Source organism: Leucobacter tenebrionis (assembly GCF_019884725.1).
Lineage (GTDB): Bacteria > Actinomycetota > Actinomycetes > Actinomycetales > Microbacteriaceae > Leucobacter > Leucobacter tenebrionis.
On record NZ_CP082322.1, the window covers coordinates 3,162,638 to 3,177,807 of the forward strand.

General features: G+C 68.8%; 13 protein-coding genes. 11 read left to right on the forward strand and 2 right to left on the reverse strand.

Annotated elements, in window-relative coordinates:
* Positions 1-138 precede the first annotated feature (138 nt).
* The 7 genes from KVY00_RS14490 to deoC all read left to right on the forward strand — a co-directional run bounded on the left by KVY00_RS14490 (position 139) and on the right by deoC (position 9,502).
* The gene (locus tag KVY00_RS14490; protein WP_223043573.1) at positions 139-1,566 is read left to right on the forward strand and encodes a DUF2130 domain-containing protein; all 1,428 of its coding nucleotides are present in this window, start codon (positions 139-141) and stop codon (positions 1,564-1,566) included.
* Positions 1,567-1,581: 15 nt separating this feature from the next.
* Positions 1,582-4,206, forward strand: a complete 2,625-nt coding sequence (locus KVY00_RS14495) for a DEAD/DEAH box helicase (protein ID WP_223043574.1) — start codon at positions 1,582-1,584, stop codon at positions 4,204-4,206.
* 178 nt (positions 4,207-4,384) lie between these two features.
* On the forward strand, positions 4,385-5,857 hold the full coding sequence (locus KVY00_RS14500; RefSeq protein ID WP_223043575.1) for a glycosyltransferase family 2 protein: 1,473 nt from the start codon (positions 4,385-4,387) through the stop codon (positions 5,855-5,857).
* A complete protein-coding gene (locus tag KVY00_RS14505) occupies positions 5,854-6,063 on the forward strand; it encodes a hypothetical protein (protein ID WP_394358252.1) in 210 nt (69 codons plus the stop codon). The genes KVY00_RS14500 and KVY00_RS14505 overlap by 4 nt, the downstream gene beginning before the upstream one ends.
* Positions 6,064-6,104: 41 nt before the next feature.
* Positions 6,105-7,382 (forward strand): non-hydrolyzing UDP-N-acetylglucosamine 2-epimerase, encoded by a 1,278-nt coding sequence (gene wecB, locus KVY00_RS14510; protein WP_223043576.1) that lies wholly within the window; start codon positions 6,105-6,107, stop codon positions 7,380-7,382.
* Positions 7,375-8,778, forward strand: a complete 1,404-nt coding sequence (locus tag KVY00_RS14515) for a glycosyltransferase family 2 protein (RefSeq protein WP_223043577.1) — start codon at positions 7,375-7,377, stop codon at positions 8,776-8,778. Before wecB ends, KVY00_RS14515 begins: the two co-directional genes overlap by 8 nt.
* Positions 8,779-8,788: 10 nt before the next feature.
* Positions 8,789-9,502: a deoxyribose-phosphate aldolase gene (gene deoC, locus KVY00_RS14520; protein ID WP_223043578.1), complete on the forward strand. Its 714-nt coding sequence runs from the start codon at positions 8,789-8,791 to the stop codon at positions 9,500-9,502.
* Here the strand turns inward: deoC and KVY00_RS14525 are convergent.
* Positions 9,496-9,906 carry a GntR family transcriptional regulator gene (locus tag KVY00_RS14525; protein ID WP_255572664.1) on the reverse strand — a complete coding sequence of 137 codons (411 nt, stop codon included), beginning with the start codon at positions 9,904-9,906 and terminating at the stop codon, positions 9,496-9,498. The genes deoC and KVY00_RS14525 overlap by 7 nt on opposite strands.
* Positions 9,907-10,010: 104 nt before the next feature.
* On the opposite strand from KVY00_RS14525, the gene KVY00_RS14530 reads away from it, so the two are divergent.
* The 3 genes from KVY00_RS14530 (at position 10,011) to KVY00_RS14540 (ending at position 12,421) form a co-directional block, all read left to right on the forward strand.
* Complete coding sequence (locus KVY00_RS14530; RefSeq protein WP_223043579.1) at positions 10,011-11,021, forward strand: Ppx/GppA phosphatase family protein; 1,011 nt, start codon at positions 10,011-10,013, stop codon at positions 11,019-11,021.
* On the forward strand, positions 11,018-11,446 hold the full coding sequence (locus KVY00_RS14535; protein ID WP_223043580.1) for a cytidine deaminase: 429 nt from the start codon (positions 11,018-11,020) through the stop codon (positions 11,444-11,446). Before KVY00_RS14530 ends, KVY00_RS14535 begins: the two co-directional genes overlap by 4 nt.
* Positions 11,447-11,563: 117 nt before the next feature.
* Positions 11,564-12,421, forward strand: a complete 858-nt coding sequence (locus tag KVY00_RS14540; RefSeq protein WP_223043581.1) for a 5'-nucleotidase, lipoprotein e(P4) family — start codon at positions 11,564-11,566, stop codon at positions 12,419-12,421.
* Positions 12,422-12,506: 85 nt separating this feature from the next.
* Here KVY00_RS14540 and KVY00_RS14545 read toward each other — a convergent pair whose 3' ends face one another.
* On the reverse strand, positions 12,507-13,445 hold the full coding sequence (locus KVY00_RS14545) for a LysR family transcriptional regulator (RefSeq protein ID WP_223043582.1): 939 nt from the start codon (positions 13,443-13,445) through the stop codon (positions 12,507-12,509).
* 123 nt (positions 13,446-13,568) lie between these two features.
* Here KVY00_RS14545 and KVY00_RS14550 point away from each other — a divergent pair, with 123 nt between their 5' ends.
* The gene (locus KVY00_RS14550; RefSeq protein WP_223043583.1) at positions 13,569-15,155 is read left to right on the forward strand and encodes an aminotransferase class I/II-fold pyridoxal phosphate-dependent enzyme; all 1,587 of its coding nucleotides are present in this window, start codon (positions 13,569-13,571) and stop codon (positions 15,153-15,155) included.
* Positions 15,156-15,170 lie beyond the last annotated feature (15 nt).

A 15,170-nucleotide genomic window follows, 5' to 3' on the forward strand; every position in this document is an offset into this window, starting at 1 on the left:
GCGTCGCAGTGTATCGGGCGCAACCGGCACGGGAGACCTCTGGCCTGCGGCCGCCGGCGGGAGTGCCGAGATCAAGAATGTCGGTGGTCTGTGGGAGGGTTGAGGAGTTCACAGCCGAGATGCAGAGGGAGGCTCCGGATGCATGAGATCAAGTGCCCGCACTGCGGCAGGGCATTCACCGCCGATGAGGCCGGCTACGCCGACATCATCAAGCAGGTGCGCGACCATGAGTTCGAGCAGCAGCTGAGCGAGCGCCTGGAGCTGGCCGAGCAGGAGAAGGAGAAGGCACTCGAACTGGCCGCGGTGCGTGCGGCCGGGGAGCTGCAGCGTGCCGCGGCTGCGAAGGACGCCGAGCTTCAGGAGCTCCGTTCCCGGCTCGAAGCCGAGGAGACCGCGCGGAAGCTCGCGGTCTCTGAAGCGCTCGGTTCGGTCGAGAAGGAGCGGGATGCGCTCGCGAACGAACTGGATCGGGTGAAGCGGGAGCGAGAGGCGGCAGAAGAGCTGGCGGCGGCGACCCTCGCCGCAGAGCTGAAGCAGACGGCAGCTGCGAAGGACTCCGAGATACAGGAGCTCCGGTCGCGGCTGGAGGCGGAGGAGACCGCGCGGAAGCTCGCGATCGCAGAGGCCGTCGGCAGGGTCGAGAAGGAGCGCGACGAGTTCAAGAACGGGTTGGAGCGGGCGGAGCTCGAGAAGCAGCTCGCCGAGAAGTCGCTGAAGGATCGCTACGAGGTGCAGCTGCGGGATCGCGACGAGGCGATCGAGCGCCTGCGCGACCTGAAGGCGAAGCTCTCGACCAAGATGGTGGGCGAGACGCTCGAACAGCACTGCGAGACGACGTTCAATCAGATCCGCGCGACCGCCTTTCCCCGCGCGCACTTCGAGAAGGACAACGACGCCCGCACCGGCAGCAAGGGCGATTACATCTTCCGCGATTTCGATACGAACGAGGCCGGCGAGCGCGGCACCGAGATCGTGTCGATCATGTTCGAGATGAAGAACGAATCCGACACGACCGCCACGAAGCACAAGAACGAGGATTTCCTGAGAGAGCTCGACAAGGATCGGCGGGAGAAGGGCTGCGAGTACGCGGTCCTCGTATCGCTGCTCGAACCGGAGAGCGACCTGTACAACACCGGCATCGTCGACGTCTCCCACAGGTACCCCAAGATGTACGTGATCCGACCGCAGTTCTTCATCCAGCTGATCACGCTCCTGCGCAATGCGGCGATGAACGCCCTGCGCTACAAGAACGAGCTCGAGCTCGTGAAGGCCCAGAACATCGACATCACGAACTTCGAGAACGAGCTCGACGCCTTCAAGGGGGCCTTCGGCCGCAACTACGAGCTCGCCTCGAAGCAGTTCCAGGAGGCGATCAAGCGCATCGATACCTCGATCACCGAGATGCAGAAGGTGAAGGAGCAACTGCTGAAGTCGGAGAACAATCTGCGCCTTGCGAACGACAAGGCCCAGGGGGTCTCGATCAAGAAACTGACGCGGGGCAACCCGACGATGCAGGCCAAGTTCGCCGCCCTCGACAGCGCGACCGCCCTGAACCCGAACGACTGAGAAGAGCGCACACGTATGAATCTGGGATCGTTGCTCGAGTCCTCCGCGTTCGCGGAGGCGGACGAGGCGTTCGCCGCCTTCGAGGAGTGGGCCTGGGAAGACCGCGGGCTGCGGCTGTACCCGGCGCAGGAGGAGGCGGTGCTCGGCATCGCGCTGGGCAGCAACGTGATCCTCGCGACGCCCACGGGCACCGGTAAGTCGCTCGTCGCCATCGGTGCGCACTTCATCGCCCTATCCGAGCGGCGCCGAACCGTGTACACGGCGCCCATCAAGGCGCTCGTGAGCGAGAAGTTCTTCGACCTGATCGACGTCTTCGGAGCATCCAACGTCGGGATGGTCACCGGAGACACCTCTATCAACCCCGATGCGCCCATCCTCTGCTGCACCGCGGAGATCCTCGCCAATCTCGCGATCCGCGACAAAGACGTCGACAACCCGGAGGCCGGCGGGATCACCCAGGTGATCATGGACGAGTTCCACTATTACGCCGATCCCGATCGGGGCTGGGCCTGGCAGGTGCCGCTTCTGCTGATGAACGATGCCCAGTTCCTGCTCATGTCGGCCACCCTCGGCGACGTCACCGAGCTGGCGGCCGATCTGAGCGACGCGACCGGGCGAGACACCGCCCTCGTGACCGGAGTGGAGCGCCCGGTCCCGCTGAGCTTCAGCTACGAGGTCGCTCCCGCCCACGAAGTCGTGGAGAGCCTCGTCGAGAACCGGCAGACCCCGGCCTACCTGGTGCACTTCAACCAGTCCCATGCGGTCGAGCAGGCGCAAGCACTCGCCAGCATTCGCATCGTCGATCGCGCCGGTCGCGATGAGATCGCAGAGGCCATCGGGGACTTCCGCTTCTCCACGGGCTTCGGCTCCACGCTCTCGCGCCTCGTGAGGGCGGGGATCGGCGTGCACCACGCCGGGATGCTGCCGCGTTACCGGCGCCTCGTGGAGCAGCTCGCGCAGCGGGGCCTGCTCCGGGTGATCTGCGGCACGGACACGCTCGGCGTCGGCATCAACGTTCCCATCCGGACGGTCGTGATCACCGCGCTCACCAAGTTCGACGGCGAGAAGATGCGCCGCCTCAGTGCACGCGAATTCCACCAGATCGCGGGGCGCGCCGGCCGGGCGGGCTTCGATACCGAGGGGGACGTGATCGCGCTCGCGCCCGAGCACGAGATCGAGAACGCGAAGGCGGTGGCCAAGGCTGCCGCGAAGGCGAGCGGCGGGAAGAAGGTGAAGCCCGCCAAGAAGAAGGCGGCGCCGCAGGGCTTCGTCGCCTGGAGCGAGCAGACGCTCGAGAAGCTGGTCTCGTCGCAACCGGAACCGCTCGTCAGCCGCATGCGCGTCACTCACTCGATGGTGCTCGGCGTGATCGGCCGCGGCGAGGAGTGGGAGGGCGAAGCCCTCAATACAATGCAGATGCTCATCTTCGACAGCCACGAGCCGAAGGCGCGTCAATACGCGCACGCTCGCACGGCCATCGAGATCTTCCGCACGCTGCGCAACGGGGGCATCGTCGAGGTGCACGAGCACATCGACGAGAGCGGACGTACGCAGAAGCTGCTGCGGCTCACGGTCGAACTGCAGGCGAACTTCGCCCTGAACCAGCCGCTGTCGCCCTTCGCCCTCGCTGCGATCGAGCTGCTCGATCCCGAATCGGATGGCTACGCCCTCGACGTGATCTCGATCATCGAGGCCACCCTCGAGGATCCCCGAGCCATTCTGCGAGCCCAGGAGCACAGGGCCCGCGGAGAGGCCGTCGCCGCGATGAAGGCCGAGGGCATCGAGTACGACGAGCGCATGGAACTGCTCGAGCAGGTCACGCATCCGCAGCCGCTCAAGGAGCTGCTCGACGAGGCGTTCCACGAGTACACGAAAGAGGTGCCGTGGGCGCGCGACTACGAGCTGCGCCCCAAGGCGGTGGTGCGCGACATGGTGGAGCGCGCGTTCGGGTTCCGCGACCTGGTCTCCTTCTATCAACTGGGCCGCGCGGAAGGCGGGGTGCTGCGCTACCTCAGCGACGCCTATCGCGCGCTCGAGCGCACCATTCCCGAGCAGGCGAAGACGCCCGAGCTCGAAGAGCTCATCGACTGGCTCGGCGAGCTGGTGCGCCAGATCGACTCGAGCCTTATCGACGAGTGGGAGGAACTGTCGAACCCGGAAGCGGCAGCAGCGCACGCGTCCGAGCTCGCGCATGCAGCGGACAGCGAGGTCGTCGTCGCTCCACCGACCCGCTCCGTGCTGCGCAACGAGCGGGCCTTCACGGTGATGGTGCGCAATGCGCTGTTCCGTCGGGTGCAGGCGGCGGCGTTCGAGCGCTACGAGGAGCTCGCCGAGCTCGACGGCGGGGGCGCGCCGGGCACAGCCTTCGGCGAGCAGGCGTGGCGCGACGCGCTCGACGGCTACTACACCGAGTACGACGAGATCCGCGTCGACGCCGACGCCCGCGCCGCGGGGCTTCTCGAGATCGACCGCGACCCCGAGACCGTGGCCGAGGGCGTCTGGCGCTTCCGGCAGGTGCTGCTCGACCCCGCGGGAGACCGCGACTGGGGGATTGAGGGTGTCATCGATCTGGCCGCGTCCGAAGCCGAGGGCGAGCCCGTGGTGCGGGTGCAGCGCGTCGGGCCGCACACCGGTTCCTGAAGCGGGCGGCGCACGGGCCCGAGTCCGGCGGGGCGCTGCTTCCCGAGGCTTGGTGAACCGAGAGGGATGGGGTGCGGATCGCGGTGGCGCGGTGGTCTAATATGCATCTGTGACCGGGCGTTCCGGTGCAGTACAGGGAAGGCACGACTTGCATCGGGTATTTCAACGCTTGGTCGGCGTGTTCATCATCTTCATCGTGCTCATAGCGGTCGGCCTGCTGGTCTGGGGAGTCACCGCGACGAACGCGGAGGCCGCGTGGCAACCGGTGCAGATCACCCTCGCGGGGGTGTGGACGGTGCTCTACAACGCCGAGGTGCCGGACCTCACGATCGTCGCGATATCGCTCGGCGCCGCGCTCCTCTTCGTGGTCATCGTCGTGGCGACCGAGCGCATCGTCGCGAACCGATACCGCCGCACCCCGCTCGAGGTCGCCGATCGCACGCTGGCCCCGAAGCGCATCATGGCGCAGACGAGGGGCGTCTTCACGGGCGAGGTCACCGTCACCGTGCTGATCCCGGCCCACAACGAAGAGGCGTCCCTGCCCGACACGCTCGCCTCGCTGCGCGACCAGACCGTCGCCCCGCAGCGCGTGCTCGTGATCGCCGACAACTGCACCGACCGCACCGCCGAGGTCGCCCGGCGCTTCGGCGCTGAGGTCTTCGAAACCGTCGGCAACACCCACAAGAAGGGCGGGGCGCTCAACCAGGCGCTCTCGGACCTGCTTCCGGGCATGGGCGACAACGATGCCGTGCTCGTCATGGACGCCGACACCCAGCTGAGCGAGGGGTTCATCGCGACCGCCGTCGAGCGCTTCACCTGGGATCGCGCGCTCATGGCGGTCGGCGGCCTCTTCCAGGGGGAGGAGGGGCACGGCATTCTGGGACAGTTCCAGCGCAATGAGTACTTCCGGTACCAGCGGGAGATCTCGCGCCGCGACGGGCGGGTCTTCGTGCTCACGGGTACGGGCACGGCCTTCCGGGCGACTGCGCTGCGTGCGGTCGCGGAAGCGCGCGGCTCGTCCCTTCCCGGCATCAGAGGCGATGTCTACGACACCTTCGCTCTGACCGAGGACAACGAGCTGACGATCGCGATCAAGTCGCTCGGAGGGCTGATGGTGTCTCCGCAGCAGTGCGCGGTGACCACCGAGCTGATGCCGACCTGGCGGATGCTCTGGGCGCAGCGCCTGCGCTGGCAGCGCGGGGCACTGGAGAACCTGGGAGCGTACGGCGTGACTCCCCAGACCTTCAGGTACTGGAGCCAGCAGGTCGCGATCGGCTACGGGGTGTTCGCGCTCTTCGCCTACTTCGCCCTGATGTTCTTGATGCTCACCGCCATGGATACCTGGGTGTGGTTCCCGTTCTGGCTGGGCGTCGGCCTGCTGTTCGCGGTCGAGCGTACCGTCACCGCTTGGCGCGGCGGGTGGCGGGCGCGGGTGCTCGCGGCGCTCGTCATTCCCGAGCTGGTCTACGACTGCTTCCTCAACCTCGCCTTCTTGAAGGGCGTGATCGAGATCTCGGCGGGGCGGCGACCCACCTGGAAGCACGTTCAGCACACGGCCGCAGAGTCCCCGACCGGTGAACCGGGTGCAGGCGGCGCCACTCAGCAGTTCGAGCGCGGCGACACCGCCGCGACGCGGCAGGGGGTGCAGTGATGTTCGATACGGGGCTGCTCTTTCCGGAAGAGATCCTGCACACCGACTGGTTCGGCGCGTTCGCCACGCTCGTGGCGGTCAACACCCTCATCTACGTGGTGCTCGGGGTGTCGAAGCTGCTGCCCGTGATCCATCTCGGCCGTCGTCGGGGAGGCCGCAACCGCCGAGGCGAGACCCGCAGCATCTATCCCGACGCTGAGAGCTGAGTACGATCGTTCTACGCAGGTACGACGAAGCCGGGGGGCACATGATTCCATACGCAGAGCGCACGCGAGTGCTCGTAGTCATCGGTACTCGACCCGAGGCGATCAAGATGATCCCGGTCGTACGCGCCCTTCAGGACTCCGGCACGTTTCGGCCCGTGGTGATCGCCACGGGGCAGCACACCGACCTCGTCGACGATCTCATCCGCAAGGCGGGGCTCCGCGTGGACGCCAGCCTGCACGCCTCTCAGCCCGTCGACGGCGTGAAACCGTCGCTGAACGAGATGGTCGCACGCATTATCGTCGGCATCGACCGGGTCTGGTCGAGTGAATCCGTTCCCGAGGAGTATCGGGCCGACGGGCGCCGCGAGGTCGGCGGCGCGGTCGCCTGCCTCGTGCACGGCGACACGAGTTCCGCAGCTGCCGCCGCGATCGCCTCATTCAACCTGCGTATCCCGGTCGTGCACGTGGAGGCGGGTCTGCGCACGTCGGACCTGCTCTCACCGTTCCCGGAGGAGGGCAACAGACAGCTCATCTCGCGCATCGCCGCGCTCCACCTCGCACCGACCACCACGAACAAGATGAATCTCGTGCGCGAGGGAGTCGACTACGACCGAATCCTCGTCACCGGTAACACCTCCATCGACATGCTGCAGTGGGTCGCGACGCAAGAGGGTGGCTTCGGCCCGGGGCTCGAGGAGCTCGAGACCGATCCTCGCCCTCGAATCGTGCTCGTCACGGCCCATCGTCGCGAGAACTGGGGCGAGGGTCTCGAGAACATCGCCGCAGCCGTGCGCGAACTCGCCGAGCGGTACCCCGAGACGCGCTTCGTGGTGCCGATGCATCCGAACCCGGTCGCGCGTCGGTCGTTCATCGAGGCGCTCGAAGGAATGCCGAACGCCCTCCTCGTCGAGCCGCGGGACTACGCCGACTTCGCCCGGCTCATGGGTGCGGCCCGGATCATCATCACGGACTCGGGCGGAGTGCAGGAGGAGGCCCCGGCGCTGGGCACACCCGTGCTCGTCGCGCGCGAGACCACGGAGCGGGAGGAGGGCGTGCACGCGGGCACGCTCGTGCTCGTGGGCACCGATCCGACGCGGATCGTGCAGGAGGCGGTCAAGCTTCTCGATGACGACGACGAGCACGCGCGTCGCGCCGCGAAGCTCAACCCGTATGGCGACGGTCGGGCCTCCGAGCGCATCGTGCAGGCTCTCGAGAACATCTTGCGCGACGGACCTGTGCCCGAGGAGCTGAACGGCGGGGGCCTGCGGAACGCGGTGCGTCGCCGGTTCGGTCTCGATATCGCGGAGACCCATGTTTGAGCTCGTCGCAGAGCAGACCCCGTTCGAGCGAGAGGTCGAGCGCACCTGGTACTTCCTGCTCCACATGTACGACGGGCTGCCGATCTGGGCGGTACCGATCTTCCTCTTCGCGCTGGTCATCGTGCTCAGCTCCACGGCCTCGCTGGCGATCCTCGCGGTGCGCGCCGGAAGGCAGCTGCGCCTGGGAGCCGCCGGCGGGCGGCGCGGCCGGAGGGGGGGAGAGACGGAGAGCGAGTACCTGTGGGTGTTCATGGTCCCCGCGCTCAACGAGGAGATCACGATCGCCGACTCGGTGCTCCGGCTCGCGGAGGTCGAGGTGACGAACAAGCGGATTCTGGTCATCGATGACGGGTCCGACGATCGGACCGGCGAGATCCTCTCCGAGATGGCCCTGCCCGAGCTGACCGTTCTCACCCGGGTCGCTCCGCACGCGCGCCAGGGCAAGTCGGAGGCGTTGAACGACGCGTGGCGCTATCTCCACCGGGTGGTGCTCGGCGAAGGCCCCTACCGGGGCTGGGATCCGCGGCGCGTCATCGTGGCGATCGTGGATGCGGACGGGCGACTCGACCCCCAGGCCGGGAGAGCGGCGCGGCACTTCGACGATCCCGAGGTGGGCGGGGTGCAGTCGCAGGTGCGGATCTACAATCGCGAAACCTTCCTCACGCTCGCCCAGGACCTCGAGTTCGGGGTGTTCGGCACGGTGTTCCAGCTCGGCCGCACCGGGTGGGGCACGGCGAACATGGGCGGCAACGGCCAGTTCAATCGTCTCGCCGCGCTCGACGAGATCGCGGTCGAAGACTCGGCGGGGCATGCCGGCCCCTGGCGCGCCGGGCGGCTCACCGAGGATCAGGACATCGGTCTCAGATTGATCCACGCGGGCTGGAAGGGCGCGCAGGCGTCAGACGTCACCATTTCGCAGCAGGGGCTGAACTCGCTGCGCGCGCTCTACCGACAGCGCACGAGATGGGCTCAGGGCGGTTGGCAGGTATTCGATCTGGTCGGCCCCACGATCCGCAATCGCCATGTGGGGGTCGCGGCCCGATGGGATCAGTTCTGGTATCTCATGATGCCCGCGGTGCAGGCGTGGGTCGGGCTCTCGGTCGTGCTGAGCGTCGTCTTCCTGACGACCGGTATCGCCCGGCCGCCGCTCACGGTCTTCATACTGGTGCTCGCCTACCTCTTCTCCGCGGTGCCCGGGGTCGCCGGTGTGCTGCTCGCGAGACGCCGCAGAGGGATCTGGCCGTTCATCGTCGGCGTGCTGGTCGCGCACCTCTACATCTTCTACTCGTGGCTCATCTACCCGGTCGTGTACCGTTCGCTGCTGCGCCAGATGTTCGGCGTCACGGGGTGGGCGAAGACTCGACGGGAGGCGATCGAGCCGACTCCCGACGACTAGCCTGGAACCCATGAGCCTTTCGAAACAGCAGTTCCTGTCCGTCGCAGATCACACCCTGCTGGCTCCCGGCACGACCCGCGAGGAACTCGTGGAGTTTCTCGGGGCTGCCCGCGACCTGGGCGTGCGGCGGGTGTGCATCAGCCCGTCACTGCTGCCGCTCGATGCGGCGGATCGCGGGAGCCTCGAAGCGGTCACCGTCGTCGGCTTCCCCTCGGGTGCGCATCGCTCGGAGGTCAAGGCCGCCGAGGCGGCGCAGGCGGTCGCCGACGGCGCGGACGAGATCGACATGGTGCTGAACCGCGGGCTCGTGCGGGAGGCCGCCGCGACGGGGGAGTGGGCCGCGGTGGAGGGCGAGATCCACGCCGTCCGGGCAGCCTGCCCCGAGCTCGTGCTGAAGGTCATCATCGAGTCGGCCGCGCTCACCGATGCCGAGATCGTGGGGGCGTGCCGCGCGGCCGAGGCCGCGGGCGCCGACTTCGTGAAGACCTCGACCGGCTTCGATCCGGCGGGCGGGGCGAGCCTGCACGCCGTGCGCCTGATGACCGAGACGGTCGGCGGGAGACTCGGCGTGAAGGCATCGGGCGGGATCCGCACGGCGGCCGCCGTTCGCGAGCTGTGGGCGGCCGGCGCCACCAGGTTCGGAGTGTCGGGCACCGCCGCGATCCTCGAGGCGTGGGACGGCGAGGCCGATCCCGACCGCACCGCGCCTCCCGCGGGCTACTGACCCGGCTGCGCTCCCGAGGCCCCGACGGCCTCGTCGAGCAGCGCGCGGATCCGGGCGCGATCCAACCCGAGCCCACGCAGGCGCTCGGCAGCGTCGAGTGCGATGCGCCGGGCGGCAGCATCGACCGGATCCGAGCCGAGCGACACGAAGGTGCCCGCTCGGCCGCGCCCCTCGACGACACCCGACTCCTCCAGAGCTCGGTACGCCGCCGCGACCGTGTTGACGGCGAGACCCAGGTGAGCTGCGAGGGCGCGGATGGTCGGGAGCTTCTGCCCCGGGGCCAGTCGCCCCTCGGAGACCGCCCGCATCGCGGCGTCGTGCAGCTGTCGGAAGGGCGGGGCGTCGGACCCCGCGTCGATGCCGAACACCGTGAGCGCGTCGTGATCCCGAGTCTCCTGCGTCATGGAACCAGCATAGGAGCTGGGCCCGCCCGGTGGCCCCGTGAGCTCCAGCGACCCGGCGCGCTCTCCGGCACACGAGCGCCCCGCGCAGGCCGTAGAATCTCCCCATGCGCCTCGGAGTGATCGACGTCGGATCAAATACCGTCCACCTGCTCGTGGTCGACGCCCACCCGGGCGCGAGCCCCGTGCCGTACCACTCGCAGCGCTCGGTGCTGCGGCTGATGCGGTATCTCGACTCCGACGGCGCGATCGTGGAGGAGGGTGTGCGCCGCATCATCGACGCGATCCGAGAGGCCGCCGATACCGTGCGCGAGATCGGCGTCGACGACATGATCGCCACCGCGACCAGCGCGATCCGCGAGGCCGCGAACGGCGAGGAGGTGCTCGCGCGCATCACCCGCGAGACCGGGGTCACCCTGCGGGTGCTGTCGGGGGAGGACGAGGCGAGGATCACGATGCTCGCCGTGCGCCGCTGGCTCGGATGGTCGGCCGGCGAGATCCTGCTCTTCGACATCGGCGGAGGGTCGTTCGAGATCGCGCAGGGCGCCGACGAGTACCCCGACGTGCAGGTGTCGCTGCCGCTCGGGGCGGGTCGATCCACCATCAACTACCTGCCCGAGGACCCGCCCACGCGCGAGGCGGTGTCGCGCCTGCGAGCGCACGCGCGGGCCGAGTTCACGCGGGCTCGTGACGAGTTCTTCGCGGACCGCCCCAGGCCCAAGCGCGTCGTGGGCACGTCGAAGACGATCCGGTCGCTGGCCCGGCTCGTCGGCGGGCCGTCCGACCCGGTGACCGGCGACCTGGCGCAGCTGCACTACGTGGGATTGCGCGAGTGGGAGCCGACGCTGCGCGACATGCCTGGGTCGGTCCGCGAGTACCTGCCGGGGATCACGCCCGAGCGCGGCTACCAGATCATGGCGGGGGCGGTCGTGCTGCGCACCGCGATGAAGGTGTTCGGAGTCGACACGCTCACGATCTCGCCCTGGGCGCTGCGCGAGGGCATCGTGCTGCGCTACATCGATGCGCTCGACGGCCGCGGCGCTGAACCGGTGCTGGAGCACGCGGGATCGGGGCTGGTCGCGGGTTCGGGATCGGTCGCGGGTTCGGGATCGGCGTGAGCGTCGAGGCGACCGCGAGCGCCGGGGCAGCGGGATCCGAGATCGACTGGGAGGCGCTGCGGGCGGCTGCGATCGCGGCGCTGGATCACGCATACGTTCCCTACTCGCGGTTCCGGGTCGGGGCCGCTGCGCTCGTCGACGACGGCAGGATCGTCTCGGGATGCAACATCGAGAACGCGTCGTACGGGCTGACGCTGTGCGCCGAGTGCTCGCTCGTGTCGGCGCTGCACATGGGCGGGGGCGGAAGGCTCGTGGCGTTCGTGTGCGTGGACGGCGAGGGGTCCACGATCATGCCCTGCGGGCGCTGCCGGCAGCTGCTCGTCGAGCACGCGGCGCCCGGCATGCTGATCGAGACCACAGCCGGAGTGCGAACGATCGATGAAATGCTGCCGCTCGCGTTCGGACCGCGCGACATCGGGGCGTAGGCTTCCGCGACACCTCCACATACTCGGGCTGGGCGGTGCCAGACGATCGGCGATACTCCGCGGAGCCGCGGCGGCGTCACAATGGAGGTTCTGGATATCGAACAAAGGAGTCATTCCATGCCGCAGCCCCACCGCGCCCGCACTGCGATCCTCGCTTCACTCTCGCTCGTCGCCGCCGGTGCGCTGCTCGCCGGGTGCGCACAGCCCGCGGCCTCGGATTCCTCGAAGCAGACCTCGGCTTCCGAGAGCGAGGAGCTCAATATCTACACGGTGGCCACCGCTTGGCGGGTGACCGCGGCCGAGCGCGACATGCTGTACCGACAGGGGTTCAACGCGGCGAAGGATCGCCTCGACGCGGCGCTCGCTCAGCCCTCCGACAAGCCCCTCGCGATCGTCTCCGATATCGACGACACGGTGCTGAGCTCCGACAGCTACTGGGAGCAGCTGATCTCCGAGGGGAAGCAGGCGTTCGACGATCCGATGTGGGATGCGTGGGTGGAGGCGAACGGGCCGACGGCGACTCCCGGCTCGGTGGAGTTCTTGGAGTATGCGAAGTCGAAGGGTGTCGAGGTGTTCTACGTGTCGCAGCGCGACCAGGGCGAGCGCACGCAGGAGCTCGGGATCGCGAACCTCGAGCATGCCGGCCTGCCGTTCGCCGATGACGAGCACGTGACCATCCAGCGCGACTCATCGGACAAGGAGGCCGCGCAGGCCGAGATCGCCGACCGGTACGAGGTAGTGGTCTACCTGGGCGACAACCTCAACGACTTCGCTCGCAAGTACTACGTCGAGGATGTCGAGGAGCGCCGCGGTCTCGCGGAGGAGGACGCCGAGGAGTTCGGCCGCAAGTTCATCCTCTTCCCGAATCCCACCGATGGGCACTGGATCAAGGCGATCTTCGGAGACAGCGAGCCCGAGGATTCCCCCGAGTACCGCGAGGGCTTCCGCGAGGCGGCCGAGGGCTCCGCGAACTAGAACCTGCGATCGGCACGGCCTCCCGACCACCACCGCAGAAGCGGTGCTGCGGGAGGCCCGGTCGGTTCTCGGGGTGCGCCCTTGCTCAGTCGAGCGCGGCGAGGGAATCGCGGATCGCCACCGCGAGCTGCCGCACGGCCGTCGAGGGCTGCCGTCTCGCCCCCTCGCCGGGGGCCGCGAGCAGGAGCGACCGTGCGAAGTCGGGGTGGGCGACGGGCCGCAGCACGACCCCGGGGTGCAGCTGGACGCCGCTGTGCGAGGATCCGACGGCGAGCTTCGGCACCATGCCCACGATCATGCGGGCCGCGACCATGCCGAGCAGCACCTGGAAGTCGTCGGAGCGTATCGACACGTCGAGCGAGTGGCCGGCCTCGCGGAAGGCGTCGATGACGATGGTGTCCATCGGATCCTCGCCCGTCGCTCCGAACAGCCAGCGTTCGTCGTGGAGCGACAGCAGGGTCGGCACGTCGATCGGGCCGGGCACGGCCAGCGGGTGCCCTGCCGGGAGGGCGAGCATGAGCGGGTCGCGATGCACCTCGGTGACGGCGAGGTGGTTGCGGAACGGCAGGTCGTAGCCGGGCACCGAGTACACGAGCACAGCGTCGAGCGTGCCGTGGTGCACCTGGTCGATGAGCGGCGCGACCTCGGCCAGCACGGCGTCGACCTCGATGCCGAGTTCGTCGACCTGCGACACGATCGACGGGAGCAGGCGCGCGGCGGCGGTGGGGAAGGTGCCGAAGCGGAGCCGCACCCGACCCATGTGGGTGAGGTCGCGAGCGTCGCGCAGCGCGCGATCGGTGAGACTCAGGATCTCCTCGCCGCGGTCGAGCAGCAGCACTCCCACGGGGGTGAGGGAGCTACCGCGCGCCGAGCGCTGGATCACGGGGGAGCCGACCAGGCGGTCGAGGTTCTTGAGGTGGTAGTCGACCGTGGGCTGACTCCATGCGAGGCGACGGGCCGCTCCCGTCACCGAGCCCTCGGCGTGCACGGCCCGGAGTGCCTGGAGCTGACGCAGATCGATCATCGAGTCACCCTACCCCATATCTGGAATCATGGTAAATTGCGCAAGCGAGTCACATATGAAGTATGTGGCTTCCGAGTCAAGACGGGGATTCCGCTTCGGGTCGCCGCCGCCGAACATGGAGGAATGCTCCATGACTTCGCCTCGACCGACCCCGTAGCACTGGAGAGCCTCCCGACTGCGACGGCCTCCGTCGGTCCGCGCGGCGCCGACGCCAAGCTGCGTCGCCACGCCGAGACCCCCTACGCGGATGCCCTCGAGCGATATGTCGCACGAGGACCGGTGCAGCTGATGGTGCCGGGTCACGGCGGCACGGACCGGGGGATCAGCGGCCCCCTCGCCGAGCTCCTGGGGGAGCGCGCGCTGCAGCTCGACGTCCCCATGCTCATCGACGGTCTCGATCTCGGAGAGAACTCGCCGTTCGACCGCGCGCTCGAGCTCGCGGCGGAGGCCTGGGGCGCTCGCCGCACCTGGTTCCTCACGAACGGCGCCTCGCAGGCGAATCGCACCGCCGCCCTCGCGGCTCGCGGCCTCGGCGAGCACATCGTCTCCCAGCGCAGCGCGCACTCCAGCTTCAGCGACGGCGTGCTCGCGGCCGGCCTGATCCCGAGCTTCGTCTTCCCGTCGGTCGATGAGACCCACGGCATGGCGCACGGCGTCTCCCCGGCGGCCCTCGACGAGGCGCTCACCCTCGCCGAGCGCGAGGGACGGCCGGCCTCCGCCGTCTACGTCATCTCTCCCAGCTACTTCGGCTCGGTCGCCGATGTGCGCGGTCTCAGCGAGGTCGCCCACGCGCACGGCGCACCGCTCATCGTGGACGGCGCGTGGGGGCCGCACTTCGGCTTCCACCCCGAACTGCCCGAATCGCCCGCTCGGCTCGGCGCCGATCTCGTGGTCTCGAGCACGCACAAGCTCGCCGGATCCCTCACGCAGTCGGCCATGCTGCATCTCGGCCACGGGCCCTTCGCCGACCGCCTGGAGCCGCTCATCGAGCGCGCATTCACGATGACGGCCTCAACCTCGACGAGCGCGATCCTGCGCGCCTCGCTCGACGTCGCGCGTCACGCGCTGATGACCGGTGAGGAGCAGATCGGCCGCTCCATCGAGGGAGCCAAGCGGTTCCGCCAGATGCTGCGCGACGACCCGCGCTTCGCGGTGGTCAGCGACGATTTCGGACGCTTCGACGACATCGTCGCCACCGACCTGCTGCGCGTGCCCATCGACGTCTCCGCGAGCGGAGTGAGCGGGCACTGGCTGCGTCAGCGGCTCATCGACGTCGACGGCATCTACTTCGAGATGTCGACCGCCACCTCGCTCGTGGCCGTGATCGGCGCGGGCAAGACGCCTGACTACGACCTCGTGCACCGCGCGATGGTCAAGGCTGTGGAGTCCGACGCCGCCGCGATCGAGCGCGAAGCGCACGCGGCCGCGGGATCCTTCCCCGCCCTGCCCGCGCCCGGCAAGCTCCGCATGGCGCCCCGCGACGGCTTCTTCGCGCAGACGGAGGTCGTGCCTGCCGAGGAGGCGATCGGCCGCGTCTCGGCCGACACCCTCGCGGCGTACCCGCCCGGGATCCCGAATCTCATCCCGGGCGAAGAGATCACCGCGGAGACGGTCGCCTTCCTGCAGGCCGTCGCAGCCTCGCCCACCGGTTACGTGCGCGGCGCCGTAGATGCTGCGGTGCGCACCTTCCGCGTCACACGCACGGCTTAGACTCAAACCCGATAA

What these genes read in the sequence shown, in the direction of transcription:
- KVY00_RS14490 (WP_223043573.1), top strand. Translation starts at nt 139, where the DNA reads ATGCATGAGATCAAGTGCCCGCACTGCGGCAGGGCATTCACCGCCGAT.
- KVY00_RS14495 (WP_223043574.1), top strand. Translation starts at nt 1,582, where the DNA reads ATGAATCTGGGATCGTTGCTCGAGTCCTCCGCGTTCGCGGAGGCGGAC.
- wecB (WP_223043576.1), top strand. Translation starts at nt 6,105, where the DNA reads ATGATTCCATACGCAGAGCGCACGCGAGTGCTCGTAGTCATCGGTACT.
- KVY00_RS14515 (WP_223043577.1), top strand. Translation starts at nt 7,375, where the DNA reads ATGTTTGAGCTCGTCGCAGAGCAGACCCCGTTCGAGCGAGAGGTCGAG.
- deoC (WP_223043578.1), top strand. Translation starts at nt 8,789, where the DNA reads ATGAGCCTTTCGAAACAGCAGTTCCTGTCCGTCGCAGATCACACCCTG.
- KVY00_RS14525 (WP_255572664.1), bottom strand. Translation starts at nt 9,906, where the DNA reads ATGACGCAGGAGACTCGGGATCACGACGCGCTCACGGTGTTCGGCATC.
- KVY00_RS14530 (WP_223043579.1), top strand. Translation starts at nt 10,011, where the DNA reads ATGCGCCTCGGAGTGATCGACGTCGGATCAAATACCGTCCACCTGCTC.
- KVY00_RS14540 (WP_223043581.1), top strand. Translation starts at nt 11,564, where the DNA reads ATGCCGCAGCCCCACCGCGCCCGCACTGCGATCCTCGCTTCACTCTCG.
- KVY00_RS14545 (WP_223043582.1), bottom strand. Translation starts at nt 13,445, where the DNA reads ATGATCGATCTGCGTCAGCTCCAGGCACTCCGGGCCGTGCACGCCGAG.
- KVY00_RS14550 (WP_223043583.1), top strand. Translation starts at nt 13,569, where the DNA reads ATGCTCCATGACTTCGCCTCGACCGACCCCGTAGCACTGGAGAGCCTC.